Genomic DNA, 25,230 nt, shown 5'->3' with positions numbered 1-25,230 from the left:
TATTACCTGGTTAATGTAGAAATTTTATTTAAGCTCAAGTAGTTAAAGTATTATCGTTTGCCCCTTCTAAAAATTCTTGTAGTGTCCGCAAAGTTCGTTTGGTCGAATCAATGAATACTAATTTGATGCGAGCTTCAACCGCAACTAATGGATTGCCTTCTTTGATGATTTCAATTGATTGCCAAAAATTTGCTTGGTAGTTAGATGCTTTCTTGTCTGATTCTAACTTGGTATGAATCATCACATTTTCCAGGAGAATTTCTTTACGATAATTAACTTCAATCCGAGCAACAACCGGAAGAATTTTCTGTTTGCCCTGTAAGTTGTGTTGTTTTAGCCAATGCCAACGCCCAGTTTCTAAATACTCTAAAACAGTAGCATTGTTAACATGACCAAAACTATCTAAATCATTCGGACGTACCTGTAGTTGCAAGGAAACCAGTTCAAAATTCATTAATTCAAACTCTCTTAATTTGGATTTATTCAATTGGTTAAAATACTATTAGGCTATATCTGGAGATTTTTCGGATAAAATCACTACAGCAATGAAACCTTAAGAATACAGGAATCAGAATTCAGGAGCCAGAAGGGTTAAATAATGAGGAGAAATATTTGCGGGAAAAAGAACTCAGTAGCCAGAATTCTGAATTCAGAATGACTAGTGGGGCGATTTCAAAAAAAATTTTTTCTAGTTAATTTCCAAGCAGGACACCATCCTGCCTGATGAGCATCATCTGTGACATCCTCAATAACTATCAACCCCTCTAATCCGATGTAGTAAGGTAAAGGACTAGCAGTAATCCAGCCATATGCTATTGCTTCAGAATCTCGTTCTTCAAAGGTAAAAACATCTAAACCTTCTTCTAAAAAGTAATATGGCAAATAACAACAAGGATACTCTCTAATACTGGTTCTTTCTACAGAATATTTTTCCCACTTAAATTCAAATCCCTGTATTCGTCGATAATTATTCTCTAGCCAATTATAAAGTCTTTTGCCGATTTCAAAAGCTTGAGGTTTGCTGATACAGGCAAGCTTTGGAGTAAACATTTCACCATTAAAATGAACTGTAATATCCCAAAGTTCTTCCTCTTCAGTAAAATCTATATCCTCATCAACCTCAATAATTCCAGCTTTATATAATTCAGCAGGCACGACTCTTTTCTCCTATAGTACTAATTTTTCACTTCTGGGCAACAGTTCCTTTCCTCAAAAACCCGACTTCTACGCGGTAAACTGTCTGTACTAGAGTATATAAGTAGTGTAGACATGGCTGCTATGGAACGCGAATCAATTAACTTCAAACTTCCCAAAACCTTAACTAAAGCACTCCGCACTGCCGCAAGAGAACGTCACACCACTGCTACTGATTTAGTTATCCAGGGTTTGTATCATGTCCTGGGGCCAATTTCTGGTACAGAAGTGAGTATAGAAACTCGTCTACACAATCTAGAAGCCCAACTGACCGCACTCGCTAATAGGCAAGAAGATAGTATAGAATCGGGTGTAGAAGATAGCTCAAAACAAAGACTTTCACTGTTAGAGCAAAAAACCGAAGCCATTGCCCAACGCTTAGCAAAAATAGAAGGAGCAATTTCTGTCCTCTCTGGGCGCTCATATCCTAGCGCTAAGCGCAAATCAAATAATTACCACCCACCACAACTAGAACTTCAACCATTACCAGCCCAAAACTTAGCCTCAAGACTAGGTTTAACAGCGTCATATCTTGTAGACCACTTTGAAAAACTTTCCACCAAAGATTTCATCAGTTGGACTCGTAACCGCGACCCAAGAAGTATTGGTTGGGAGTTCCACCCAGAAGATGGTCTTTACCATCCAGTAGCGCAATAGGTTATACCAATTTTAGATTTTGGAGCCACTGCGTTTGCTCAAAGCCAGTTGCCTGGTGTACCCAACAGGGAAGCAAGCCATATGTAGCGTCTGCTTTGGTGTTACAAGTGCAAAGCTAATCAATCATATCTGCCAATAAATTGGTCATTTCATCCTGACCTTGTTTGCGGTTATCGTCGTATTGGATTAATACATCCAGCTTCACATGGCGACTAACTTTTTGTGCTTTCCGCACATCTCCTTGAGTTGCATCCAAAATAGTTGTAATCCCGCTGTGGCGAATGCGATGCGGTGACATTAACTTTTTTACACCAGCTGCATCAAAATAATTGACCACAATCTTGCGAATGCCATCACCAGTTAGTCGATGTCCTTTACTACGGTTATCAAGAGAGATAAATAGAGGTGAAGCGGCACTTACATTACCTCGCACTTGCAACCAATCACAAATAGCATTCATCGAAGCCATTGATAGTTTTACCCATTCATCATTCGTGCCCTTTCCTTTCCCCAAAATCCGTAATCTGCACTCATGGGGATCAAAGTCTTTCACATCTAATTTGCTGACCTCATCGCGACGCAGCAGATTTTCCCATAAAAGACGCAATAGCGCGTAATCTCTTTTTCCACGAACAGTTGAGCGCTCAATTAGCCCAATTGCACTGTTGATGGTTTCAGCATCTACCCCGGTGGTATCTCGATACGCCTTTACCCTCTCCAACTCAACCTCTTCTAAGGTATAACTGCATACACCCAACTTGCGAGCAAACTTCACCAAGGATTTAATACTGCTGAGGCGACGGTTAACCGTTGCTTCTTTCAATCCCAGAGCTAGCAGTTTAGCTTTATATTTCAATACTACTGCCACTGCCCGCTTTTCGCTGAGGTGCAAAAACTCTAACACACTGTCAGGATTCGGCTCAATCCCAGTCATCGCGACAAAAAACTTCCGCAAATCTTTTTGGTATTCGCGGCGCGTACTGGCGGCGCGGATATTGGCAAGCATCAAAGCAATAACATCCTGCTCATCAGCAGTTGCCGCAAAATACCGCTCAATTGGCGCTCTTAGAGATTTTTTTAATGACTCCACCGCATCATCAAATCCGGTATCATCGTTTGCTTTTGGGGATGCACGCTCTTGGGAATATGCAGTATCTTCCATAGCATTGGGCACGAAAATGGCTGTTTTCGATATCAACCCTATTCTCCCGCAATATGCTTTCCCTAACTCACTTTCAACCAACAAATTCTCTATAATTATTCTTCATAATAAATGTAATTTAATATACGCTTTAGCTACTTTAGAATGCTGAGGTTGTACAAGGTAAAATGCTCAAGACTTAGGCGATCGCACTGGACATTCCGAACAGTACTGGAAAGACCCATCGCTCCAGAAATGCTAGTGTAGTTCAATGTGGCAGAGCGATCACCTAAAAGAGAATTGAAGAATACATCCGTAAGAATCAATCAGTCGGGGATACAGACCCACGACTGATTCAAGACCTCCAAATCTAAGATTTGGTGAGCAGTGAGGTGGACGGGTTACCCGCTCCCCTATTGCCGACTTTATCCTTCCATCGGTAAAACCTCCTCATTTAGCAAGGCATAAAATTCTGGGACAGCAGCATGAAGTTGTCGCAGTTCATGAGGATATCTCACTTCGCACTCCAACACAGTCTCCCAGCGCAAAACTCCACTCCATCGCTTGAGAATGACTTTAATTGCGTCCACTCCTTGAGCAACAACAGAACGAAGCATTTCCACACAATGGAGTAGGGTAGTGGAGTCAGTAGGAGGTAGGTTAGCAAGAGGGAAAGGGGCAGGGGGAAGGAAGCGAGGGGGAAGACCGGGATGGAGCTTGTATTCCTCCTCAGTCAAGCACCCAGGAAGGGCGGGGCTTGTTCCCCCTGCCCCCTGCTCACTTCCCCCCTGCCTCTTCCAGCTAAAATCCGTAGTATCCCCCCCCTGATGAGGGGAGTTAGCTATACATTTATGGGGGGGGGTGGATACGGGCTGTTGTTTTCGTTCTACAGCAGATTGGGGCTGCACGATCACCTGTAATGAAGTGGGAGTTTTGTGGGCAAAACTTGTATTCGACTCTTTGAAGGTACGCCCTTGTTGACGGTGAGCAATTACATGAAAAGCAAATTCTAATTCCTCTAGTGAAAGTGAGTAAATTTTCACTTGTTGACCGCGTGGCCCCTGTTTGCGGCAGGACAACTTGAGTCCCAGCTGCTCAACTAAAATAGCTAGTAACCAAATGGGTTCGCAGTCAGAGGGGACGGTAAAACCAAGAATTGCTTTAATATGAGCAGCACAATGTGAGGCAATCTCCCTCATATTCAGTAAGTCTGGGTCGGTTGCCGTCATCTCGCCCCCGGCTATCAATCGTTGAAGAATGTGATGTAAACCCAAATTGAAGCGGGCCAGCCATCGCGCCGAGTAATTCCCCCAGTCGATGCATAAAGGTAATTTTTCGCGTTCGGTGCGGTCTTTATCTGTGACAATTTTTGGTGGTGCTGGATATTGCCTCCCCGTTTTTGGGTCAACAATTGAATCGAATGGTGCTTCTAAAATTGCTTCTAAGTCGGCAAGCGCACCAATTAGCCGACCACCCGCATCTTTTTCAACGAGTTGGGGGGTGACCTCCATACCGTAAGCTGACCGAATACGATACTTCTCGCACTCAAAAACTGCTTCTGGTGGCAAGTAATCTTTGCTCTTACGCTGACGATACTCAGTTGCTGTAATATCATTAGCCCTGGTAACAGCCAGATGATAAGCAGTATCCAAAACCGCCGCAGATTTTTTCAAATTTTCCAGGGAAAGCAGATCGTCATCACTCCCTACGGAGATAAATGTATTGCCCATCTCCGACAGCAGCGAGCGCAAATCATCACGCAGATTATTGATAGACTGGTTGCGGTTGGCCAAAATTTGGCAGTAAGCCTCTAGAGCCCAATCTTTTTCTGCGCCACGAGAGCCAGTTTGACGGTCAATTCGCAACAAAAAAGCTGTCATTTCGTTAGTCTGCAGTAAGCGTTCTTTAATTTTGGCGGCGTTAGTGTCTTTGTAGCCAAAGGGAGGGCGCTTTGCCACCCAAACGTGAAATGGAACTAAGGGACGATAACGATACAGCTGTTGGGCGCACTCAGTTGCAGTTTGGGAAACTCCATGAAACGCACCAAAAACCAAATCAAAATGATATTGGGCAATGTCTACTCCAGTCCCGAGGCTGGGAGAGGTTAGTAAAGCATCGAGGTTTTTGACGGCGTTGGTAATATCTTTGATGAAAGCAATGTTTTCTTCAGCCCCGGAGTTGTCTGAATGGATAGACCAGATGCGTAGCTGATTCTTCAAGGCTTGCAGATTTTGCTTGTCAGCGCTGTTGTCGTCTTTTGAGCAGATTTGCACTGTGAGTGACTGTTCAAGTTTTTTAATAAAGCGCTTCGAGTCAGAAACTACCATAATTTTTTGCCCACTCATCAGGGCTGCTGAAATTTGAGCAACTAGAGCGCTGGAATTATTACCTTCATACCAGTAAATAGTCCGCTCTCCATTTCGCCACTCGTTTTTAACGATGTATGGAACTTCTGGTTGTGGTCGCATTGCTCGAAAGAAGTCGATGGTAACGTCGTCCATGTGAGCATCAGCTATGACAACCAGTGGTGCATTGTATACTATATATTCCAGTACTTCGAGTATTGCGGCGCGATGTTCCTTGCAAGTGTTACTGTGCAAAAGGTGTGTGAGGTATTGGCAAGCTTCATCAATAAAGATGCAGCCGTAGGTGAGGGCTTGAGTGTTGAGCTTATGCAAGCTATCAATAGTAATGCTCAAAGCAGTAGCTTGAGCTAAGCCTACGTAACCTAATTCTGAGTACATGGCAGTTTCTAAGCGCAGAGCCAAATTTTTCAGCAAGTTAACGCGATGTCCGTTGTTGAGGAATCTTGCTTTTGGATTTTGGTTACGCCACCAGCGCATGAGTTCAGTTTTACCTGTACCCATATCACTCCACAAAACCACAAGCCCTGATTGAGGAAAGCGAAAAGATGCTCTGCTCCCAGAAGTATATTGGGCACAGGTGAGAGAATTTTCTTGTGACTCAGCTTTTGGAGTCATGTCTTGGGGTTGCTGTAAAGCTAATTGTGTCTGACTGTGTTGTTTTAGGGACTGAGGTGGACAATGAGAATTAACCTTGGAGGTGAACAATTGTGCTTTTGCTTCCTCATCAAAATTGGGAATCTCCAAAGCTTGGGTGAGATATTTGATATTGACTGTCACATCTGGTTTATATTTGCTCAGTCCCCATTTTCTAGCACGATACGAGCGCCGATAATCAGCCAGTGTTTTGGCATCATCAATGATTGCCAACAGCAGTGCTAAAGCATCCTTACCCCTAGAGACCACAAAATCATCAACACCTTTTTCTGGCCCTGGTAATAGCGCCACTTCAGTTGTGCAACCGTATGCCTCAATTGCTTTACCAGTGCGAACTGTTGCTTGAAAAACTGACCAGCGGGTCGAAGCTTTTGTTTCATAATCGAAGAGAATAATAAACTTGCGTCCGCTCCCAGCTAATGGTACTAAGTCTGGGTGTAACCGTTCATCAAAATCCTGCGCTCCCACGCGTCCGTTCCAAATTCCTGGAAGTGCGATCGCTACAAATCCATGACTGAGTAAACAGGCTGCTTTTTTCTCTCCCTCACAAAGAATGATGGGAATTTCTCTATGTAACTGCACCCACTCCCAAAATAAGCGTGGGTTGAGTCGGTCAAACAGACGCAATCCTAAGGGAGAATGATATCGTTTGATATTGTACCGCTGGGCAATTTTATCCCAAATACAGTTGGGGATATCAAAGTAAGTGATGCGGTTGGGTGTTTTGGGAGGAGATTCGTATTTGACGGGTTTGTTTTTCTCAAAATCAATGCGGGGATGATCTGGTTTGAAACGCCCCCATTCCATAGGAAGCCAATTGTTGAGTGGGTCTAGTCCATTTACCCACCATCCCCCCAATGTCGTGTGGGCATATTTTCTTAAGTATCCATCTCGTAATCGCCCATCGTTACGTCTGGCTGTTTGGGGTAGTGCGTAAAGTAAATATTCGTATACTATCGCTCCACCCAAAGAACGGACATTGAGAGCAGTTAATTGGGGGTCAACACCTGAAGCTGTTACCCATTCAAGCCAATGGTTCTCTGTTAATTGGTCTTTTCCATTCGTAACATTGATATTAATTACATTGGGAAGTGTCATTATTTCATTCTCCGATGATGATTGTGTTCATCGGAGCTACCCACTGTTTGAGAGGGTGGGTTGTAGATTGTAGTGAAGATTCTTCTCCTACTTCTTACTCTTTCTCAAGCTGAGGTTGTTCAGATTTGAATTTTGGCTTTTAAAACAAATATCATTGTCCAAAACCTTAAAATTTCATTACATAATTGAAGATATTTCTCAATTATTTTTCGCCAACCTAAATACCTACTTTTGAAAGGACCCCTAACCCTACTCTTTGAGGCGAAAGTAGTGGCGTTAATATCATGTGTTACCAAAAGCTAACAACTTCATCTCAACTCAGTTAAGAAAAAGATTTGAGATTTATAAAAAACCAGTTGTGCTCCTTAAAAGGCTGAAATTCTAAGGAACGAAACTTAAGAAGTTAGTTTGGCATTCTTTGATACCACTTAATTAAAGTTACACTCACTTTACCTCTATGACGCAGACATTGTTACATTGAAATTGCTTTTATATTTGTTACGGTTAGTTGTTAACCGCATAGCGTATGTCTAGCGTGTGGGCAGCTAACCGATTTCTTTTTGGAGTGACTTGCCAAAATTCCCTAAGTCAAGGTAATGCTTAGGGCGTTGTCAGTCAAAAAATAAAAAAATCAGTGCTATGTTTTAGCTCAAGGTCAAACAAAACAGCTTTTAGCTCGAAAAATTGATGATTCACGACATTATCCTCATATAAGAGGCATCTAGCCGAAAAATTTCTGCCTAAACTATTTGTGAATAGTTAGATCTAGCTATCAAAATGTTTTCCACCTAGAGTCGGGCTAGAGTTGGGAGAAATTGTAGCGCTAGATGCCTTTTTTGCTATTTGTCTAAAAAAAGGCATACTACTCCATCCCCTATATGCTAATATTGGCAACAGGGGTCGGTCGTAAGGTATCGTTAGGCTCTAAACAATTTTGGTGTTTTCTTGACCGCCAAGTCCTTCGGACACCAATCCTGTTTTCTAACGACTCCCCTCACATTCTGGTTATCTCAATATATTGCTTTTGTCGGTTTCACCTCCTTCAAACATCGACGAAGACCATTTCTGGGTATCATTACTTTCGCTAGAGTAACATGAATTGCTCCTGGACAGTATTAAAACGGGCTGATATCTTCCGTGTTGCTGATGATGTTGCAAATTTCACCAACCTCTCCCTAAAAGGGACGAGGATTGACCAAACCAATTTGGACAATGTAAGCGGTGAATAGCCCATTTGAGTTGCTAGATGTCACAGACTTCCGAGTACTTCCCTAGCCCGGATTCACTCTAAACCTGATTGGTACAGGTGTTAGCCTCAACCCGCAAGCACCTGGGACTGGTCAAGAACAAGTCCGATAAATCCAAGGCAGAATTTAACACTCATACAGTAGATGGAGTTGCCATCGCAGCGACTCACTTTGTCGAGTATCGACAGTATCACAGAAAAAAAGAGGACGGAGCTCATTGGGTTGGCTCTGTTGCTATTACCCCTGCACAATTTTTCGTAATTCGTCGCCCTCCCTATTCCAGGCGACAACTGCATTTAATGCTCCCCGCCAAAGGTGGAGTTCGCCGAAAATATGGCGGCACTACCACTGGTCATGGATTCCGTAAAGGAGATTTAGTCAATTCACCTAAAGGAGTTGGCTATGTCAGCGGGGATACACAAAAACAGATATCTGTCAGCGATGCAAGTTGGAGAAGGCTTGGACAGATAGCAGCTAGCAAGATTCAACTAATTCGGCGTTCAAACGGATTGGTAGTTGTTTGCTAGATCCATGTAAAGCCGTCCTTCGCTTCGCTGAAGGACGGGGTAAGAGACCCATATTTTCGATGAAAGCCGCCTGGTGAATCTTAAGCGAGAATTTCCGACTCCAATACACGCAACAATTTCTCTTCCAAAGTAGTTAAATAAGGACGGTTCACTTTTCCCAAAGATTCCAAAAATTTTTGCACTGATTCCTCTAAGGTACTGGAATACACTCGACTTATGCGATCGCTAAGAAGTTGCATCTGCTGACAATCATCAGGCAAGTAATTAAAGGATTGTAAATGCTTCAACCCAATGGTGTACTCTGCATCCCACATTCTCACGGTACAACTAAATTCGTTGACTTGAGTAACAATTGCCCAACAGCCACCTTTACCTCTAAGTTCTGGATTGTCCTTAGTTAGGATTTGGCAGACTTCGCCAACAAAGTAGGTGTTTGGTACTTTGGTACGCTCCATGATGCGTTGTACAACATCCTTGACGATTCTACCAGTTGGTACTTTACCACCTGCTTGTTGTACTGCACTCTGCCATACTTCCCACTGTTCCTGCGGTTTTAGCTTCGTAATGGGTCGGACTTGCCCCTCAGTTGTCGGCAGAATTTGACAACAATTTGTTGTCAAATCTTCAGTTGGCGAAATTTGACAACAAATTGTTGTCAAATTTTCGTAGACATCAGCTGCGGCAATTAAGTAATTTGACTTTTGGCGGCTATGACCAAATCTATCACGGCAATAATCTTCAAAAGTTTTATGAGTAGAGCGGTATAGCCTGCGATCTCGCAACTCCATCAACGCTTTACCTGCTTCAAAAAATGCTCTTTCTACCTTCCGTTCTAAGTGTAGACGATCTCGCTGTTCTTCCTCTGTCAGCTCAGAAATTTCCACAGATGTTACTGTAATAGTTGCTGAAACTGAATCTGCTTGATGGGAGATATCCTTATTGGCCTCTGTTGCAGGTATTTCTGAGTTACTAGAGGATGGTTGGTTCATGATTTCCCATCTCTTATAGTTTGATAATGTAAATTTGAGGTCGATTGCAAATAAATCCTCTATTATCTGGATAGTTGCAATAGCTCCAGTCAACAAATTGAAAGTAGCAGTATAGGAAGAAGAACGATGTAATTAAGCGTTACTCTCGCCAACAAGAGTTACACCAAAGTCTACACTCAACACTTGTTCGATTTTGCGAAGGTTCTCAATTGAAAGCGCTCCTTTGAGAGTTTCTTTTTCAATGTCGTACCAGTAAGTGCGCGATACACCAACCTCATCACATATTTGCTCGAGAGACTTACTGCAATTTAATCGAGCTTGCTTGATCTGCTCCCCTAACCCTTCAATTTCAACTTCTTTAACCTGTCTAATTCGCATTCTGGTATTCATCACATTATCACTTCCTAGAGTAAGGGGTTAACTATTAGTTTTTCTATACACTGTCAGCTATTAGTTAACACACTATACACTAATAGTGTACTAAATGATGTCATACAAAAAAACATACTGGCTCGACTGTGTATTAATTGAAGAAATGAAAACCATAGATTTGGACATATTTCATTGGTGATGGGTCAGGGGTTGACTGTTGGTATCTGTGTGGCGAAGTAGTTTATGTATTTTTGATGCACATTTTTCTAAGAAGTTGTTATTTGTAAACAAATAATAAGGAAATTCTGATTGAATACATAGATGTATTATTTAGTCAATCTTTCAAAGTGGTAAAAATCGGTAAATAAATATATAGAAAGTAAAACAAATTTTGCAAGCTTTGTTTATTCCAGATAAATTGGACTACAGTTTTTTTATTGTTCCTTTGCAAAATAATTATGCTTGTTAGCACAAAAGCTTTATTCCTCACTATTGGAATTCATTGAAGCAAAGGACGGTCAGGGTAAAAGCATCTAAGTTAACGAATTTTAGATTGTGGATTAAAGTATTCCAATCTAAAATATTTTGGTTGAGGCTCACGAAGAAGTCTGGAATCATTGCATTCTGGTATTTTTTAACTATTGTTAGTTATCAAGGTTAATAACCAAAGTTCATTATCAGCATTTATCAAGAAGAACTCAGAAGTCAGGGGTCAGAATTCAGTTAAATATTCTGTACGACTAGCTGATTAGTATAGGTTAAAACCTCGTCCCCTTATGGGCGATAAGAAATTCAAACATTCTCGTCTTAAAACTCTACCTATAAAGGGATAGAGCATTCTAAATTCCCAACTGTGAATTTTGGCTTCTGATTTTTAAAATAGTAGAGGGAAAACCCTCACAATAGCCTCCAATGAAAGGCAGCAGCCTTCAAATAACAGTTAACCATGTTTACTAATAAGACGGCATTATGCAAAGAAAAATATTCCCTGTGGCTTTAGCTTTGCTTAAAGCATCTACATCAGCATCTATGCAAGTAGATAGTAAAGCAAGAATTAATCGAGCTATAAAAAGCTTGCTCGAGAGATTATTTCCAGTACGCTGGCAATTAGTTTCAGTCGCAACCACGCTCTCTGTTGCCTTGCAATCAAGAGCAGCAAGGGCAGATTCAATATTTTCTAATGCCCAAAAAGCAATGGAATGCATAATTACTAATGCCTCAGCAGGTGGAGCAATTAGTAATGCAGTTCTGACTAGTCTGCCAATGATTTTATTTACCGCCTTGACAATAGTTTTATTTGGTTATTTCTGCTTCTCTGTATATCAAGGAGTTGCGGCTTATGGACGTGGTGAAGAAGTAAGTAATGTGATTCAGCAGCCAATTTTCACTTTTATATCTGTGATATTGATTGTAGTATTTCAATCACTGCTTTTTGGTAATAACGCAGCATGTAGTTAATTCTAGCTTGGCTTTCAGACACCCTATGCTATGGCTCTAAAAATCTGATGAAACAAGAGATAATCAAAGTCAATCAGAGTTTAGGTGAAAGTCCCAAATTTGGCCCGTTTACAGGCAGACAATTTGTAATTTTTGCGGGTGTATTCTCTGTAGTTTTTGGACTTTTGAGCCTACTTTTAGGATTAGATATTTTCTGGGGCTTAGGTTTGGCATTCTGGGCAAGTTTTTCAATCGCCCTACTCTCAGGAGATAAACCATATCTTTACTGGTCTAAAATTTACCCAATTATTCCCAGATGGACAAGAGGATATGCCACTTACACTCAAGCACAGCACAAGAAAAAAGTTGGAACGCGAAAAGTTAAATTGACTCGCTCATCTCAACCAAAAACTCTCAACCCTTTTGAAGATTGGTTGGATTTAACTACAATAGTCAGACTCAAAAAAGATTCCTACGTTATTGGAGCCTATCTACTAAGTAAAAAGCATCTGACTGAGAGTAGTAATACTCTGCAATTAATCTTTGGTTATTCCTGCACGGGAATTCATCCTCTATTTAACTCTGCACAAGAGATAGAAGCAATTGCCAAAGCTTTTGAGAGTGGCTGTAAAAAAATACCACAAAGAGAAAAAATCACGTTTAGATGGAGTTCTTTCTGTGATGATAGCGATAGTGCAGAATATTTGATGCAGCGCCTGAATCATCCAGCTTCTCTAGAATGCGAATTCTTAGATTGGGGAAGACTTGCCCGCACACAAAAGCTCACCAAAGAAAAAGCCCGGAAGAACATCAAACTCAATATTTACTGGTCATTTACTATAGCTTCCGAAGCTTTAGAAACCTCAGACCCAGTAGATAAGTTTTTGGTGAAATTGGCTAATTTCTTACAACGCAGATTTACAGATTCTGGCGTGAATCAATTAACTCTAAAAAGGTTAACGCAAATATTAACAAAAGCTCTAGAAGCCTCATTAAGATACCAGCAAATTCTTGCAGAGATGGGGTTAAATCCTCAACCAAAAACAGATAAGGATTTATGGCAAGAACTTTGTAAAAATATTGGAGCTAAAGAAGTCACTATTCCGCACACTTTGGTATTTGATGAGCAAGGTGTGAGAGAAGAAATTGATGAGAAGGCTTGTTTTGATAAACCAATCGAAATTATCAATCAGCCTCATCTAACTTCAATAATCCTCAACAATGGTGTGCCGTTTGCAGATAAGCGCTGGATTTGCTTACCAAATGGTGACCAGAAGAAGTATGTAGGCGTGATGGTATTGAGCCGCAAACCAGAAATCTTTGCTGACACCAAACATCAAATTCGTTTCCTGTGGGATTTATTTTCGCGCCACAACATTTTTGATGTGGAAATCATCACAGAATTCTCCCCAGCTGACCGAGGAATTACCCGTGCTGCCCAGCAAATGATTACCAAACGCTCCAGGGCGTTAGATTTAAATGTGCAGCAGAAAAAATCCATTGATGTTTCTGCTCAAATTAATGTAGAAAGGTCAGTGGAAGCACAACGACAACTGTATACAGGAGATGTGCCACTCAATTTAAGCTTGGTGGTGCTGGTTTATCGAGATACAGCAGAGGAAATAGATGATGCTTGCAGACTGATTTCTGGTTACATTTCTCAACCTACAGAACTCACCCGTGAAGTGGAATATGCTTGGTTAATCTGGTTGCAGACATTATTAATCAGGCTAGAACCAATTCTGATGCGCCCGTACAATCGGCGGCAAACTTTTTTTGCTAGTGAAATTCTGGGACTGACCAATATAGTACAGAATAGTCCCGCAGATATGCAAGGGTTTGAGTTGATTGCAGATGAGGGAGATTCACCAGTCAAAATTGACCTTTCAAAAACTAAAAATATCTTAATTCTGGGTACAACTGGCTCAGGTAAGTCGGTTTTAGTCTCATCCATCATTGCCGAGTGCCAAGCTCAAGATATGAGCGTTTTGATGATTGACTTGCCCAATGATGATGGTACAGGTACGTTTGGGGATTACACACCCTATCACAACGGCTTTTACTTTGATATCTCCAAGGAGTCCAATAATTTGGTGCAACCTTTGGACTTATCAAAAATCCCTGTAGAGCAAAGAGAAGAACGAGCTAAGGCGCACAGGAATGATGTGAACTTGATTGTTCTGCAATTAGTTTTGGGTTCGCAGACTTTTGACGGCTTCTTGTCGCAAACAATCGAGTCTTTGATTCCTCTGGGGACAAAAGCTTTTTACGATGATCATGATATTCAAAGACGTTTTGCTCTTGCTAAGTCAGGGGGATTGGGTTCTGCGGCTTGGGAGAATACCCCAACGCTAGCAGATATGGAACATTTCTTTGACAAGGAGCATATCAGCCTGGGATATGAAGATGAGAATGTAGAGCGATCGCTTAATTATATCCGACTGCGCTTTCAATATTGGAAAAATAGCAGTATCGGCAATGCCATCTGCCGTCCCTCAACTTTTGATACTGATGCCAAGTTGATTACCTTTGCGCTGACGAACTTGCAATCCAGTAAGGATGCAGAGGTTTTCGGGATGTCTGCATATATCGCCGCATCTCGCCAATCTCTATCAGCACCGAATAGCGCATTCTTCATGGATGAAAGCAGTGTGCTGTTGCGGTTCGCTGCTTTATCGCGGTTGGTAGGCCGTAAATGTGCCACAGCCCGAAAATCTGGTTGTCGAGTTATGCTGGCAGGACAAGATATTCTGTCGATTGCTAATTCAGAAGCCGGTGAGCAGATTTTGCAAAATATGCCCTGTCGTTTGATTGGGCGGATAGTACCTGGGGCTGCTAAGAGTTTTTCTGAGCATTTGGGAATTCCTCAAGACATTATTGATAAAAATGAAAGCTTTCGCCCCAATATTAAGCAGTTATATACGCTCTGGCTGTTGGATTACAACAACAAATATATTCGCTGTCGTTACTATCCTTCTTACTCAATGTTGGCGTTGGTGGCAAACAGTCGGGAGGAGCAAGCAGCCCGTGACAGATTTAAAGCTATGTATGCAGATAAATTTCAATGGGTTGCGGAGTTTTCTAAATATTACGTGGATTGCATTAAACAGGGTAAGCCTCTATGAAAAAGTTAGAAATCGTTACTGGATTAGCACAATATAAAGTGTTGCTGGCAATTTTAGGAGTGTTAGCAGCATGGGCATCTTTTGAAGGGTGGAAATGGAATCAGGCACAACATGAGAAATATATTGCTCAGAAAGAAGAAGCTTGTCAGCAAGCCATAGAAACGGCTAGTAATGATGTTCAAAGTGACCGATTTCTCAAATCTGTTTATTATGCAGGTTTAATGAATAAAAAATCTAGATTTCAATTAAAGCAACCAGGTATAAATACTGAATTTCAAGCGAATAAAGATTATATTTTAATGCATTCTCAGCCAGCATCTCTAATACCAGAATCCCCACGATATGAGGGAAGTTTATTTGCAAGGCTTTCTAAACAAACTGATAACAAACCTCCTGCACCATTGATAGTAACTGGTAAGAAATTAGTGGGAAAACAAGCAGAAGTAATATCTGCTTGCTCGCCTAAATCTTTTACAGTCTCAAGAGAGAACTTATATGAAATCACTCAACCAATTGACGTTACCCCTTATCTGCCGCCGTTTAGCAGTTTTTAGCAGCTTAATTATTCTATTTCTCCTATTTTCAGCTTTACCAGCTAGGGCTGGAGCATCTTTTCTGGAGCAACTTCAGCAGGTTCTTGCCAGTCTAAAAACTTCTATTGAGCAGTACAAACAAGAATTTAGCCAGCAGTGGCAAGAATTAAATGCAGATTTAAACGATACTATCAGTTCTACAGTGGGAGATTTAGGAATACCTGACCCCTTAAAAGCTGGTAAAAAAATTAAGGTAGTTATTCAAGAACAAGAGACAGATTTAGTGCAAACTGATTCGCAAACCCAAGGTGATAATGCTCAAAGAAACTGGCATCAATCTTATACTTATGGGCTGGCTGAATCGGTTTTGGGTAGAGAAGGACAGAAAACTCAAGCCCAAGAGGGTGAAATGTCTAATCAGGCTTTGGCAACTTCATCTAATAATGCAGATGAAGTTCAAAATGATGTGATTACTCAAGACATTTTAAAAAAGATGGCAGTACAGAATCTGCAAACAACACTTATTACTAAGTCAATTCATAGCGAAGCCCAAAAACAAACGCGGGCTTTATCAGCCGCGAACATTAATCTGAGTGATATTTCCAGTAGGTTAGATGAACAAGCGAGACAAGAACAAGCTAATAGTAATTCCAGTGCTAAACAAATTATAGGTGCGGCAGCTTTTGCTGATAGTTTCTGGGGTAAGCAAGATGCTAAATAATCTGACGTTCTGGTACTTACTAGATGTAACTGGACATACTAATGCTGAAGATATCGTTGATGGTGCTATTAATGGCTCACGATTAGTTGTATCTTCATTTACTCAAGATTGGCAAGATTTAGCTAATGGACAGAGTGAAATATATAAAGCAGTAGTCACTATCTCTGCCTTATGTGGTGTTGTATTTGTTTCTTTTTGGTCAGTAGGTTGGTATTCACGCATGATGCAAGAAGGATGGAGCCATGATGTTTTAAATGAGATGGTATATCCATTATTGGTGTGTTTGATGCTGACAATTAATAATGGACAGTTACTTGCTAGTACTTCTTTAATGTTTCGGAATACAGCTATTAATTTAAATGATAAGGTGCTAAGTATTACGCGCAACGGTATTAGTTTAAGAGATGCAATTCGCACTACCAATATGAATCAGGCTTTTGCGCTTTCAGCCCAAGCCCAAATGCAAGAGTGTGAAAAAAAGCCTACCAGTGGCAAGGATAATCAAGGAAACCCAATAAATCCGCGAGAGATTTGTCAAAAAGAGAAGGCGGATCAGGTGACAAAGCAAGCTCAAGACTATCGAGATAAATATGGATTACCTGCTTATTCAAATAGCTGGAATCCATTAGATATTGCTGGTCAAACTATCAATTCAATGGTGCAAGCTTTATCATGGATTATCTTTAGCGGGTTACAAGCAGCGTTTCAGTATGTTGTGCAGGTAGCATTTTTATTGAATGCTTATATTGCTCCTATCTTTTTAGTACTTTCGCTTTTCCCTTTTGGCACTAAACCTATCTATGCTTGGGTTGCAGGCTGGCACTTACTTTAGTACTGATGTCATATTCAATTATTTGTGGAATTGCTGCTAGCTCAATTGTGAATGCAGATAGTAATAATCCTTTGTTTTTACAATTGATAGAAGCGATTTTATCCCCGATTTTAGCAATAGCAATAGGTGCGGGTGGAGGAATGGCAGTTTTCTCCGGTTTATCCAGTAGTGGTAGGTTAATCTCAGGGAGGATATTCAGATGAAATTACTGGATAAGAAAGAGATTAATTTTACTCCTTTGGTATCCATAGGACAAACTGTTATTTTAATATTTTTATTTTTAATTACTATAGCTAATTCCAGTAGATTGGGAAAGATTTCTAATAGCAAGCCGACTCTGGTTGAACTGCAAGATGGAACTTCTATTAGGGCAGTTGCGATGGGAGAAAAAGACCGCACTGACCAAGCTATTATGGATTTTGTGGGGCGGACTATGATGAATTTAATGAGTTGGAATGCTCTCCCTAAATCATCAGACGAAAATATTGATCCCAGGAATTTAAAAATTGACCCTGGTATCCAAATAGCTGATAAAAAAGTTACTACAAATACTTGGAATGCAGGATTTGCATTATCAGAAGATTTTCGGGCTAGTTTCTTACGAGAAATAGCAGCTTTAACGCCATCTGATGTATTTAATGGTGAGACACAATCAGCCCTAGTAGTGCGCTATCTTGCGCCTCCTGAAAAATTATCTCCTGGACAATGGCGCATAGATATGGTTGCCAATTTGGTGGTTTTTAAAGGTAAAGACCAGTCAGGTAAAGGAATTTCTTTTAATAAAACTATCTTTGTCAGAGCGGTAGATACTCCACCTTTACCGAATAATCCTTCAGTTCAACAGTTAGCAGCTTATAACGCCAGAATTGCGGGAATGGAAATTTATCGCATCCAAGACGTAGATTTGGGCAGGTGATGTTATGTCAAGTCAGGTTATTGAAAATTCAAATTCTTCAGCTACTACCGAAACTAACAATCGTAGCCAAGAATTTGCTCAGATGAATGGTGCAGAGATTGAAAAAAACTCATCATCATCGATAGAAGTAACCCTCTCTGAGGAACCAAAGGAACCAGAAGAAGTTGTCACAACTCGCCCGATAGCGGGACATCCTTTGTTGAAAGGCTTGACAGTTTCTGGTGGAGTTTTGCTATTAGTTCTGATTTTTTGGGGGATGATTGGCACATTGACAGGAGCTTTAAATGAGAAGGGCAATAATCAAACCCAACAAAGTGCAAAAACTAGTCAAGACATGAAACAAGACAAGGAGGAGGAGGAGGACGGAAATCTCAAAACAGCAATGGCTATTACTACCCAAAAAGGTGAATTGCAATCTATTAGTAAAAAAGATAATGGGGATGTATCACCTACGCCATCACCGACAACTACCCCGACAGCTACTGTTACTGTTAAGACTCAACCAAGAATAACGCGATCGCCAACAACTTATCAAGCACCACCGTCACCACCTATTCCAGTTACCAGACCTAGTACAAGCTATCAAGCTACTCCAAGGGTTAGACAGCTTGCTTCTGTAACTACCCCTGCACCACAACCTAAACCCGTAAAATCTAACGTTGGCAATACCAACCCATTACCAAAGGTTAAAACCACGCCCAAAGACCCGATGCAGGAATGGCTAGCAGTAGCCAATATCGGCAATTATGCTTCTAGCGATTCTAGCAGTGGAGAATCAAACAATGAGGTGACAGATTTAAAAAATGCAGGCGTGGAAGGAAGTACAGGAGTTAGACCAGCCAGTGTTTCTAGCAACCAAGAAGTACCGCTTAAAGCGAGCAGGGGGAGCAGGGGTAGCGGGGGTAGCTGGGGGAGACAAGAGCCATTGAACAATAACTTTCTTTCCCCCCCAGCCTCCCCAGCTTTAACTCAGTCACCGCAGACTAACTATGATGGCAAACGGGTATTGGTTGGAACTCGTGCAACAGGTGTAATGGAAACTCCCATTGCTTGGGTGGGTAGTGGCGTAAATAATCAGCAGCAAGCACAGAATTGTTTGATTAAACTATCGGAACCTCTTAAAGGATTTGATGGAAAAGAAGTATTAACCAAGGGGTCTTATATTGTTGCTATCCTTAATCCTACTAACTCAGAAATAGCTCAGATGACAGCAGTTTCTGCACTCATTAACATTGATGGTCAGACACAAGAAAGACAACTGCCAGCAAATTCTATTTTGATATTAGGTAAAAACGGCAATTTACTAAAAGCTGAATCTCGTAAAGGTGGCAGTAATTTAGGTAATTCGCTCATGGCATCTCTACTAGGAGGTTTATCTAAGGCTGCTGAAATTCAAAATCGAGCTAATTCCGAGACAACAATTAGCTCATTAGGTACGACTACGACAACTACAAGTAATAGTGAGAAAGATTTAGTAGCTGGTTTTGCTCAAGGAAGTATTAATGAGATTTTGGGTAGGATGAAAAACTCTAATGAGCAGCAATTACAAGGGCTACAGCAGCAACAACAAGTGTTTGTCATTGAAGCCGGTAAGCAAGTACAAGTTTTTGTGAATCAATCTATTTTGATATGAATTCAGGAGTCAGGAGTCAGGAGTCAGAAGCCAGAAGTCAAAATCATAATGATTGCTAATTATTTTATCAAAAGCTCTCTTGCATTTTTCATTATTCTGTCTCCTGAATTCTGGATTCTGAATTCTTCGATATTTTTCATTAATCTATTATGATATGAAACGTTTAAGTTTATTACTGATAACTACTTTATTTATCAGTGCTACACCTGGCATATCTTTAGCACTACCGCCAGCTAGAAATGTATATTCACAAGATGCTCAAGGTCACAACTCCAATGGGATTGATTTAAAAGTTTGGAGTGGTTACGGGCTAACTATCAACTTTATCTCTACAGGTGAAACTATTAAGCAAGTTTGGCTAGGAGACCCTTCCCATTTTGCGTTTAGTTCTAATGGCAATTTATGTCAGCGTGGTGCATCAAATGATGAAAATTGTGGAACTGGAGGGGCAACAGTTTTATTTTTGAGGCAGATTAAACCGATTGATTTCCCATCTCTAACTTCTTCTGTTGATGGCAGTACTGTGATGACCGTGATTACTAATAGTTCTCTTGGTCAAAAACAGTATCAATTTAAGTTAATTCCGGCTCAAGGTAAGCCAGAGTACACAAGTCTCATTATCAAACCTGATTCTGATAGACCAAAACCTCTATTAGTTGAAAAGCCAAACAACAGGAATTTAAACGCTCCCACTAATACTGCAAATCAAAATTCGACTCCAATAAATAGATTATCTAACAATAATTCTCCAGTTTTAAATGCTTCATCATTAAGAAATGATGCCAATTCTATTGCCGTTGGTTTAGCTGTTGCAGTTGGTAACGGCACAATTAAACCCAAATCTGGAGAATGGCGGAAAGCACAAGATACTATTCGCTTACTGAGGAAAGGTAAACCAAGAGTAGAAGCTATCCGATTATCAGGTATTCCCCAAAACCTCTTTAATCAATTAATTCAATGGGGGCAAAGGCGGTGATTATAAATAAAGTTATTTTCTCAACAATTTCTACTTCTTTAATTGCTATTTCACTATTAGAATTACCAAGTACAGCAATTGCAGAAATCCCAACAGTTACTCATACTACTGGGAAATATCAACTCAAATCCCCGGATTGGACAAAGATAAACTGGAGTAGCTTAGATCCATTACAGGAGCCTGGATACATCAATGTTTCAGCAGATATTGCTGCTAAATTAGGCTATAATCCCTCCCGTTCTTGGTCAGCCGGACAGAATATTGATTCTGTGATTATGTTGGGTGATGTGGATGAAGCTTTTACACAAAGTCAATTTACTTTGAAACTGATAGCATCCATAACCTCAAATCAGATTGACTCTTTGAAATTACAAGATTTTGGTTTAATGAAGTGGCAGACTATCGGTTCATTAGCTCAAGCAATTCCCAAATTGAACAATATTAATGTGAGCCAAATTAAACCTATTCAAGACTTACTTCAGAAGTCAGGTATTTCTCCCAATGGTACAATTTTACAAGTTTTATATGACTATCCAAAAGTAAGTAATCTTCCACTTGGTAATTTAGATTTAAGTAATTATCCATTAAGTTCAATTCCTCAATTAACAGAAACAAGAATTAGCAAATTTCTCAACTGGCAGCAAAGTTTTATTAATCAAGTTCCTGGGTTGAATAAAGTACCTTTTGATAAAATGCCCCAACCAATTAATTCAGGGTTGGATGTAGTTGGTATTGCTTCTGTGGTTTTAGGTAAATCTGAACGTGGAGATTCTAGGGCAAGAGAAAATTACTTTGTATCAGGTAAGGTAACTCGTTCTAATCAAACTGTTGCTGTTGCCTGTGGAGTGGGTCAAGAATGCCCTTACTTGGAACTGGGGGATGTTGCAGGGCAACAAGGCAATCTTTACGGTAAACGTTGGGCTTCTGGTTCTTCACAAAAGGTAGACGGTGGTTTTGGCATATTGCAACGTGTCAATGGTGGTAAAGAACCTACAGGGAGGCTGGTCTATGGTTCTGGTTTCAAAGTCGTCCTTACGGGTGTTAATGAGTCAACAGGTACAGCTAACTTTGGTCTATTTTTTCGTATCTGCGTTAACTTCTTTGGAACTGGTAAATCCTGCACTCCTTACTTTATTGGGCCAGTTCCTTGGGTTCCAGTTAAGGAGAATGATTTAGTCATTTTAGGTAAAGGATGAAGATGGCTAAAATCGCTAAAACTACCCAACAAGTAGATAACCTTGTTCCTCAAAACTTTTACAATGCCTTCTTCTCCCCGATGGGCTTGGCATTACTTGTAAGTGTTGGGGCGCTAATGTTGGCAAAAGCTATGGAAGGACGCGGCGCATCCAACAAATTAGCACGAGCGCGATGGGCAGGTGCTAGGGAGAAAACAGCAGCCCGTAAGTTAGCTTGCAAACAAATTACTGAGCGCAGACATAACAGAGTTGCTCTCTACATCGGTACGCCTGTGGGTACAAAATCTCAGGTTGTTGACAACAAACGCATTACCAATATTCCTGAAGATAAAAGCCGACTCTATCTGCCAGATGTGCAGCGGGGGATTTTGGTTTGCGGCGGTGCTGGTTCGGGTAAAACCTTCTCGATGATTAATCCCCTGGTGCGTTCTGCTATCGACCAGGGACTACCAATTATTCTCTACGATTTTAAATATGCTCACCAAGAATCGGCTACTGCTGGGGCTAAAGGTCAAGCACCCAAATTAGCAGGATATGCAGCTATGCATGGGTATGAGGTTTCTATCCTCGCCCCCGGCTTCCCTGAGTCCTGTGTGGCTAACCCCCTGGATTTTCTGCGGAGTGAAACTGATGCAGAGATGGCACGTCAGTTAGCGATCGTTCTCAACCGCAATTTTAAATTATCTTCTGGTGGTGATGTCTCGGATGGTGGTTTCTTTGTCAATGCTGGAGATCAGTTGGCTCAAGCAATTTTCATGTTGGCTAGGGGTACTGATTTCCCAGACATTATGATGTGCCATGCAATTCTCAGTCTGCCGAAATTAATTGACCGCATTCAACAAGCGGCTTTAAATCCTTGGGTAAAAGTTGCTTTTGACCAATTTTTGTCTGTGGCTGGTTCTCCAGAAACTGCCGCTAGTATTGTCGGTACTACGAGTGGGTTATTTACTCGCTTTATGACCCCATCTACTCTTTCTGGCTTCTGCGGTCAAACAAATATTCCCTTGGATTTGAAAGGGCGGAAGATGGTGGTTTTTGGCATGGATAAGGAGAAGCGAGATGTGATTTCTCCTTTATTGGTGTCTATTCTGCACCTTTTATGTTCTCGTAATTTGGCTGATAAACGCACAGAACCATTGCTTTTAGCACTGGATGAATTACCTACTTTGTATTTACCCGCTTTGGTAGATTGGCTCAATCAAAATAGGGAGGATGGCTTAATTTGTTTATTGGGATTACAAAATTTATCACAGCTTGAAAAGTCTTATTCTAGAGAAACTACCAACGCTATCTTTGGCGGTTGTGCTACGAAGGCTTTCTTTAATCCTCAAGATGATGTAGCGGCTGAACGTTTTAGTAATTTCTTAGGTGATGAACAAATTAAGTATAGAGAACGTTCACGTAGTTCTGGTGGTAAAGGTGGTGCAAGTACCTCAATTTCTGAGCAAAATAGTACTCGCAATTTATTTGAGGTGAACCAATTTAATACTTTACCGGAAGGCAGAGCCGTCATTGTCAGTCCTGGTTTTCGCTCTGGTCAAAATGTAAGTATTCCGTTATTAGAACAGATTCGGATTCCGCCATCTGATATGAATTTGGAGTCTAAAAGTATTGAGAAATGGTACGAACTCCAACAAAAATTTATTTCCCAATCTACTCTGCTTATACCATCTGCTAAAGAGCTAGAAAGGCGAAATTTAGCAGCGGAAAGATTATTACCTTTAGTTGAGAAGCAGGCAGAAGCAAATCAGAAATTAAAAAATCTTTAGGAGGTCATTGATGAATAATTTATCTGAATATGAATTGCAATTATTAAGCAAACTGCCGCTTGATATTGCAGCGTTGGTTAAGAATTACCGTACTGATATTATCAATGCGGCTGAATTTTGGGATGAGCCACCGTTGACAGTAAATCATGTCCCAGAATTTATTGAAATCTACTATGGCGATGCCGAAAGTCCTCACATCTTCATAGTAAATGGGGAACTCCAAGATTATAACGTCACCAATTTACCTGATAACACTAAGTCAATCTCAGTCTTAATTGATGACCAATGGGCTTATGTCCAAATTGAGGGTCAAGTAATTCTCAATCGTTTAGGAGGTGTGATTTTACCTGATGTTTTAGTTAGCCCATCGAGTCTGATTAATTCCTTGGTAGGAGTCATAAATCATGGATGAAATAAAATCTGAGGGGAAACAAGTGCAACATGATTATTTAGAAATTCTCGATGATATTCTGCATAAGCTGTTAGAGAAGGGAAAGTTTCAAGAGTTAGACATCACTAAAGACTTATCCATTTACGTTGGTAACCAACCCAAGTATAAGGGTCATCCTGATGGCGAAGTTTCTGTCAATTTGATGACTCCAGAACTGGTAGATAAAATCAATACGGCTATCAACGAACCGCAAAATTTTAAAGGTTCTGTCCGTATCATGATTGGCAAAGATAAAGTCTATCATGTGAAGGATGGAAAGGTTTTAAGTGATAAGCTGGGGTTGAATAACCTCCGGAGCCAGAATCAATCCCAGTCTCAACAACCAGTCAAAACAGTACAACAATCTTCATCTCTTGAGAATTTACAAAAGCAGGTTGAAACTTTACAACAGAAAGTTCAATCACAGCAAAGTTTGATTGATAGTTTTACTACTCAAAAGCAATCAAGTGTTGAAGTTACTCAAAAGTTATCAACTGATTTGATTAGTCTGAAACAAGCTTTTGATGCTCAACAACAAACGATTGAGAAATTGCAGAAGGGTCTGGAGGCTATTAATAAACACAATAACCCTACTCTCAACAATGCTACTCTAAATGATTGGCTCAACTCGATTGAGGCTAAGGCTAAGAATACTGCCAAAAATCTTTATGAACAGGTAAAAACTGCTCTTACTCCTAAAGTAGACCAAGTTAAAACTCAATTACAGACTCAAATTACTAGTTTAAAAGAGCAGATGAATCAACAAATGGAGTCTTTTCAAGCTGAAATGAGGTCACAAATTGCTGCTGTTAAAAGTGAGTTTGAATCACAAGTGGGTGTAGTTAAGGATGGTATTGGTGAAGTTAAACAGTTAGTTAGTGATGAAATTCAGCATGGTATGGAGCGTCATCAATCTGCTATGGGTGCTGTTGGGAGTAAGGTTTCACAGGAAGTTAATACAGTCCACAAACAGATGACTAAAGCCGTTGGCGATTTACATTCGGCTACTAATCATGCTGTGAAGCAGAATGTGGAAAAAGTTACTAACACTGTGATGGATATCAAAACTAAGGCTCTTGCTAAGAGCGTCGATTCTATGTTGCATCTTTTTGGTGATTTGCATCAAGATGGTTCTCGTAGTTATGAGAGTAAAAATTACAATTTTTACCAAAATGGCGATAGTATTACTGTTACGGCTAAAGATGGCCGGGCGGTAATGATAGATGGTGATTTGACTGCTCAAGCTACAAAGAAAGATGTTGAATCTTTGGAGGTAGTGGAAGAAGTAGTTTCTGATTATTTAAAGCACAGCCCTACCCAATCTCAATCAGCAAAATTGAGAAGATAGTATCAATTCAAAATTCAAAATTCAAAATTCAAAATTCAAAATTAAGAGAGCTACATATCACCTGGTTGT

20 protein-coding genes are annotated in these 25,230 nt (G+C 40.5%); 14 read left to right on the top strand and 6 right to left on the bottom strand.

The genetic code is table 11. The features are described 5' to 3' along the window. Nucleotides 1-34: 34 nt before the first annotated feature. Together AACU25_RS34345 and AACU25_RS34340 are read right to left on the bottom strand one after the other, a co-directional pair. The gene (locus AACU25_RS34345; RefSeq protein ID WP_096583366.1) at nt 35-454 is read right to left on the bottom strand and encodes an acyl-CoA thioesterase; all 420 of its coding nucleotides are present in this window, start codon (nt 452-454) and stop codon (nt 35-37) included. Nucleotides 455-672: 218 nt separating this feature from the next. Then, nucleotides 673-1,155 carry a hypothetical protein gene (locus AACU25_RS34340; protein WP_096583364.1) on the bottom strand — a complete coding sequence of 161 codons (483 nt, stop codon included), beginning with the start codon at nt 1,153-1,155 and terminating at the stop codon, nt 673-675. A 114-nt stretch (nt 1,156-1,269) separates the two neighbouring features. Here AACU25_RS34340 and AACU25_RS34335 point away from each other — a divergent pair, with 114 nt between their 5' ends. Next, nucleotides 1,270-1,851 carry a hypothetical protein gene (locus AACU25_RS34335; RefSeq protein ID WP_096583362.1) on the top strand — a complete coding sequence of 194 codons (582 nt, stop codon included), beginning with the start codon at nt 1,270-1,272 and terminating at the stop codon, nt 1,849-1,851. A 115-nt stretch (nt 1,852-1,966) separates the two neighbouring features. Here the strand turns inward: AACU25_RS34335 and AACU25_RS34330 are convergent, their stop codons facing one another. Together AACU25_RS34330 and AACU25_RS34325 are read right to left on the bottom strand one after the other, a co-directional pair. Further along, on the bottom strand, nt 1,967-3,049 hold the full coding sequence (locus tag AACU25_RS34330; RefSeq protein ID WP_321206870.1) for a tyrosine-type recombinase/integrase: 1,083 nt from the start codon (nt 3,047-3,049) through the stop codon (nt 1,967-1,969). Between the two features lie 368 nt (nt 3,050-3,417). Further along, nucleotides 3,418-7,110: a plasmid replication protein, CyRepA1 family gene (locus AACU25_RS34325; protein WP_096583358.1), complete on the bottom strand. Its 3,693-nt coding sequence runs from the start codon at nt 7,108-7,110 to the stop codon at nt 3,418-3,420. 1,306 nt (nt 7,111-8,416) lie between these two features. Here AACU25_RS34325 and AACU25_RS34320 point away from each other — a divergent pair. Further along, nucleotides 8,417-8,884, top strand: coding sequence for a hypothetical protein (locus AACU25_RS34320; RefSeq protein ID WP_199347498.1), 468 nt, complete (start codon nt 8,417-8,419; stop codon nt 8,882-8,884). 80 nt (nt 8,885-8,964) lie between these two features. Here AACU25_RS34320 and AACU25_RS34315 read toward each other — a convergent pair whose 3' ends face one another. Next, nucleotides 8,965-9,873 (bottom strand): hypothetical protein, encoded by a 909-nt coding sequence (locus AACU25_RS34315; RefSeq protein WP_096583356.1) that lies wholly within the window; start codon nt 9,871-9,873, stop codon nt 8,965-8,967. Nucleotides 9,874-10,005: 132 nt separating this feature from the next. Then, on the bottom strand, nt 10,006-10,251 hold the full coding sequence (locus AACU25_RS34310; RefSeq protein ID WP_096584449.1) for a helix-turn-helix domain-containing protein: 246 nt from the start codon (nt 10,249-10,251) through the stop codon (nt 10,006-10,008). A gap of 963 nt (nt 10,252-11,214) precedes the next feature. Between AACU25_RS34310 and AACU25_RS34305 the strand changes: the two genes are divergently transcribed. From AACU25_RS34305 to AACU25_RS34250, 12 genes are all read left to right on the top strand, one after another. Continuing rightward, nucleotides 11,215-11,703: a hypothetical protein gene (locus AACU25_RS34305; RefSeq protein WP_096583354.1), complete on the top strand. Its 489-nt coding sequence runs from the start codon at nt 11,215-11,217 to the stop codon at nt 11,701-11,703. Between the two features lie 47 nt (nt 11,704-11,750). Continuing rightward, nucleotides 11,751-14,807 carry a helicase HerA domain-containing protein gene (locus AACU25_RS34300; RefSeq protein ID WP_096583352.1) on the top strand — a complete coding sequence of 1,019 codons (3,057 nt, stop codon included), beginning with the start codon at nt 11,751-11,753 and terminating at the stop codon, nt 14,805-14,807. After that, entirely contained in the window at nt 14,804-15,361 is a 558-nt protein-coding gene (locus AACU25_RS34295; protein ID WP_096583350.1) for a hypothetical protein, read from the top strand. The genes AACU25_RS34300 and AACU25_RS34295 overlap by 4 nt, the downstream gene beginning before the upstream one ends. Beyond that, entirely contained in the window at nt 15,303-16,061 is a 759-nt protein-coding gene (locus AACU25_RS34290; protein WP_321206869.1) for an AI-2E family transporter, read from the top strand. Before AACU25_RS34295 ends, AACU25_RS34290 begins: the two co-directional genes overlap by 59 nt. After that, entirely contained in the window at nt 16,051-16,893 is an 843-nt protein-coding gene (locus tag AACU25_RS34285; protein WP_321206868.1) for a hypothetical protein, read from the top strand. The genes AACU25_RS34290 and AACU25_RS34285 overlap by 11 nt, the downstream gene beginning before the upstream one ends. A gap of 199 nt (nt 16,894-17,092) precedes the next feature. Next, the gene (locus AACU25_RS34280; RefSeq protein WP_190445995.1) at nt 17,093-17,809 is read left to right on the top strand and encodes a hypothetical protein; all 717 of its coding nucleotides are present in this window, start codon (nt 17,093-17,095) and stop codon (nt 17,807-17,809) included. Nucleotides 17,810-17,813: 4 nt separating this feature from the next. Next, nucleotides 17,814-19,442 carry a TrbI/VirB10 family protein gene (locus AACU25_RS34275; RefSeq protein ID WP_096583346.1) on the top strand — a complete coding sequence of 543 codons (1,629 nt, stop codon included), beginning with the start codon at nt 17,814-17,816 and terminating at the stop codon, nt 19,440-19,442. A 154-nt stretch (nt 19,443-19,596) separates the two neighbouring features. Further along, nucleotides 19,597-20,418: a hypothetical protein gene (locus AACU25_RS34270; RefSeq protein WP_096583344.1), complete on the top strand. Its 822-nt coding sequence runs from the start codon at nt 19,597-19,599 to the stop codon at nt 20,416-20,418. After that, the gene (locus AACU25_RS34265) at nt 20,415-21,614 is read left to right on the top strand and encodes a hypothetical protein (RefSeq protein ID WP_321206866.1); all 1,200 of its coding nucleotides are present in this window, start codon (nt 20,415-20,417) and stop codon (nt 21,612-21,614) included. Before AACU25_RS34270 ends, AACU25_RS34265 begins: the two co-directional genes overlap by 4 nt. A 2-nt stretch (nt 21,615-21,616) precedes the next feature. Next, a complete protein-coding gene (locus AACU25_RS34260; protein ID WP_096583342.1) occupies nt 21,617-23,383 on the top strand; it encodes a type IV secretory system conjugative DNA transfer family protein in 1,767 nt (588 codons plus the stop codon). A 10-nt stretch (nt 23,384-23,393) separates the two neighbouring features. Next, the gene (locus AACU25_RS34255; RefSeq protein WP_096583340.1) at nt 23,394-23,795 is read left to right on the top strand and encodes a hypothetical protein; all 402 of its coding nucleotides are present in this window, start codon (nt 23,394-23,396) and stop codon (nt 23,793-23,795) included. Continuing rightward, nucleotides 23,788-25,161, top strand: coding sequence for a GumC domain-containing protein (locus tag AACU25_RS34250; RefSeq protein WP_096583338.1), 1,374 nt, complete (start codon nt 23,788-23,790; stop codon nt 25,159-25,161). Before AACU25_RS34255 ends, AACU25_RS34250 begins: the two co-directional genes overlap by 8 nt. Nucleotides 25,162-25,230: the final 69 nt, after the last annotated feature.

The organism is Tolypothrix tenuis PCC 7101 (genome assembly GCF_963874875.1).
GTDB classification, from domain to species: Bacteria; Cyanobacteriota; Cyanobacteriia; order Cyanobacteriales; family Nostocaceae; genus Aulosira; species Aulosira tenue.
Note: the sequence above shows the minus strand (reverse complement) of the source record. Positions and strands in the feature narration are given on the sequence as shown.

Coding starts and splice junctions, on each gene's coding strand:
- AACU25_RS34305 (WP_096583354.1), top strand. CDS start 11,215: ATGCAAAGAAAAATATTCCCTGTGGCTTTAGCTTTGCTTAAAGCATCT.
- AACU25_RS34315 (WP_096583356.1), bottom strand. CDS start 9,873: ATGAACCAACCATCCTCTAGTAACTCAGAAATACCTGCAACAGAGGCC.
- AACU25_RS34280 (WP_190445995.1), top strand. CDS start 17,093: ATGAAATTACTGGATAAGAAAGAGATTAATTTTACTCCTTTGGTATCC.
- AACU25_RS34325 (WP_096583358.1), bottom strand. CDS start 7,110: ATGACACTTCCCAATGTAATTAATATCAATGTTACGAATGGAAAAGAC.
- AACU25_RS34290 (WP_321206869.1), top strand. CDS start 15,303: ATGAAATCACTCAACCAATTGACGTTACCCCTTATCTGCCGCCGTTTA.
- AACU25_RS34260 (WP_096583342.1), top strand. CDS start 21,617: ATGGCTAAAATCGCTAAAACTACCCAACAAGTAGATAACCTTGTTCCT.
- AACU25_RS34335 (WP_096583362.1), top strand. CDS start 1,270: ATGGCTGCTATGGAACGCGAATCAATTAACTTCAAACTTCCCAAAACC.
- AACU25_RS34310 (WP_096584449.1), bottom strand. CDS start 10,251: ATGCGAATTAGACAGGTTAAAGAAGTTGAAATTGAAGGGTTAGGGGAG.
- AACU25_RS34275 (WP_096583346.1), top strand. CDS start 17,814: ATGTCAAGTCAGGTTATTGAAAATTCAAATTCTTCAGCTACTACCGAA.
- AACU25_RS34295 (WP_096583350.1), top strand. CDS start 14,804: ATGAAAAAGTTAGAAATCGTTACTGGATTAGCACAATATAAAGTGTTG.
- AACU25_RS34300 (WP_096583352.1), top strand. CDS start 11,751: ATGAAACAAGAGATAATCAAAGTCAATCAGAGTTTAGGTGAAAGTCCC.
- AACU25_RS34345 (WP_096583366.1), bottom strand. CDS start 454: ATGAATTTTGAACTGGTTTCCTTGCAACTACAGGTACGTCCGAATGAT.
- AACU25_RS34250 (WP_096583338.1), top strand. CDS start 23,788: ATGGATGAAATAAAATCTGAGGGGAAACAAGTGCAACATGATTATTTA.
- AACU25_RS34255 (WP_096583340.1), top strand. CDS start 23,394: ATGAATAATTTATCTGAATATGAATTGCAATTATTAAGCAAACTGCCG.
- AACU25_RS34270 (WP_096583344.1), top strand. CDS start 19,597: ATGAAACGTTTAAGTTTATTACTGATAACTACTTTATTTATCAGTGCT.
- AACU25_RS34285 (WP_321206868.1), top strand. CDS start 16,051: ATGCTAAATAATCTGACGTTCTGGTACTTACTAGATGTAACTGGACAT.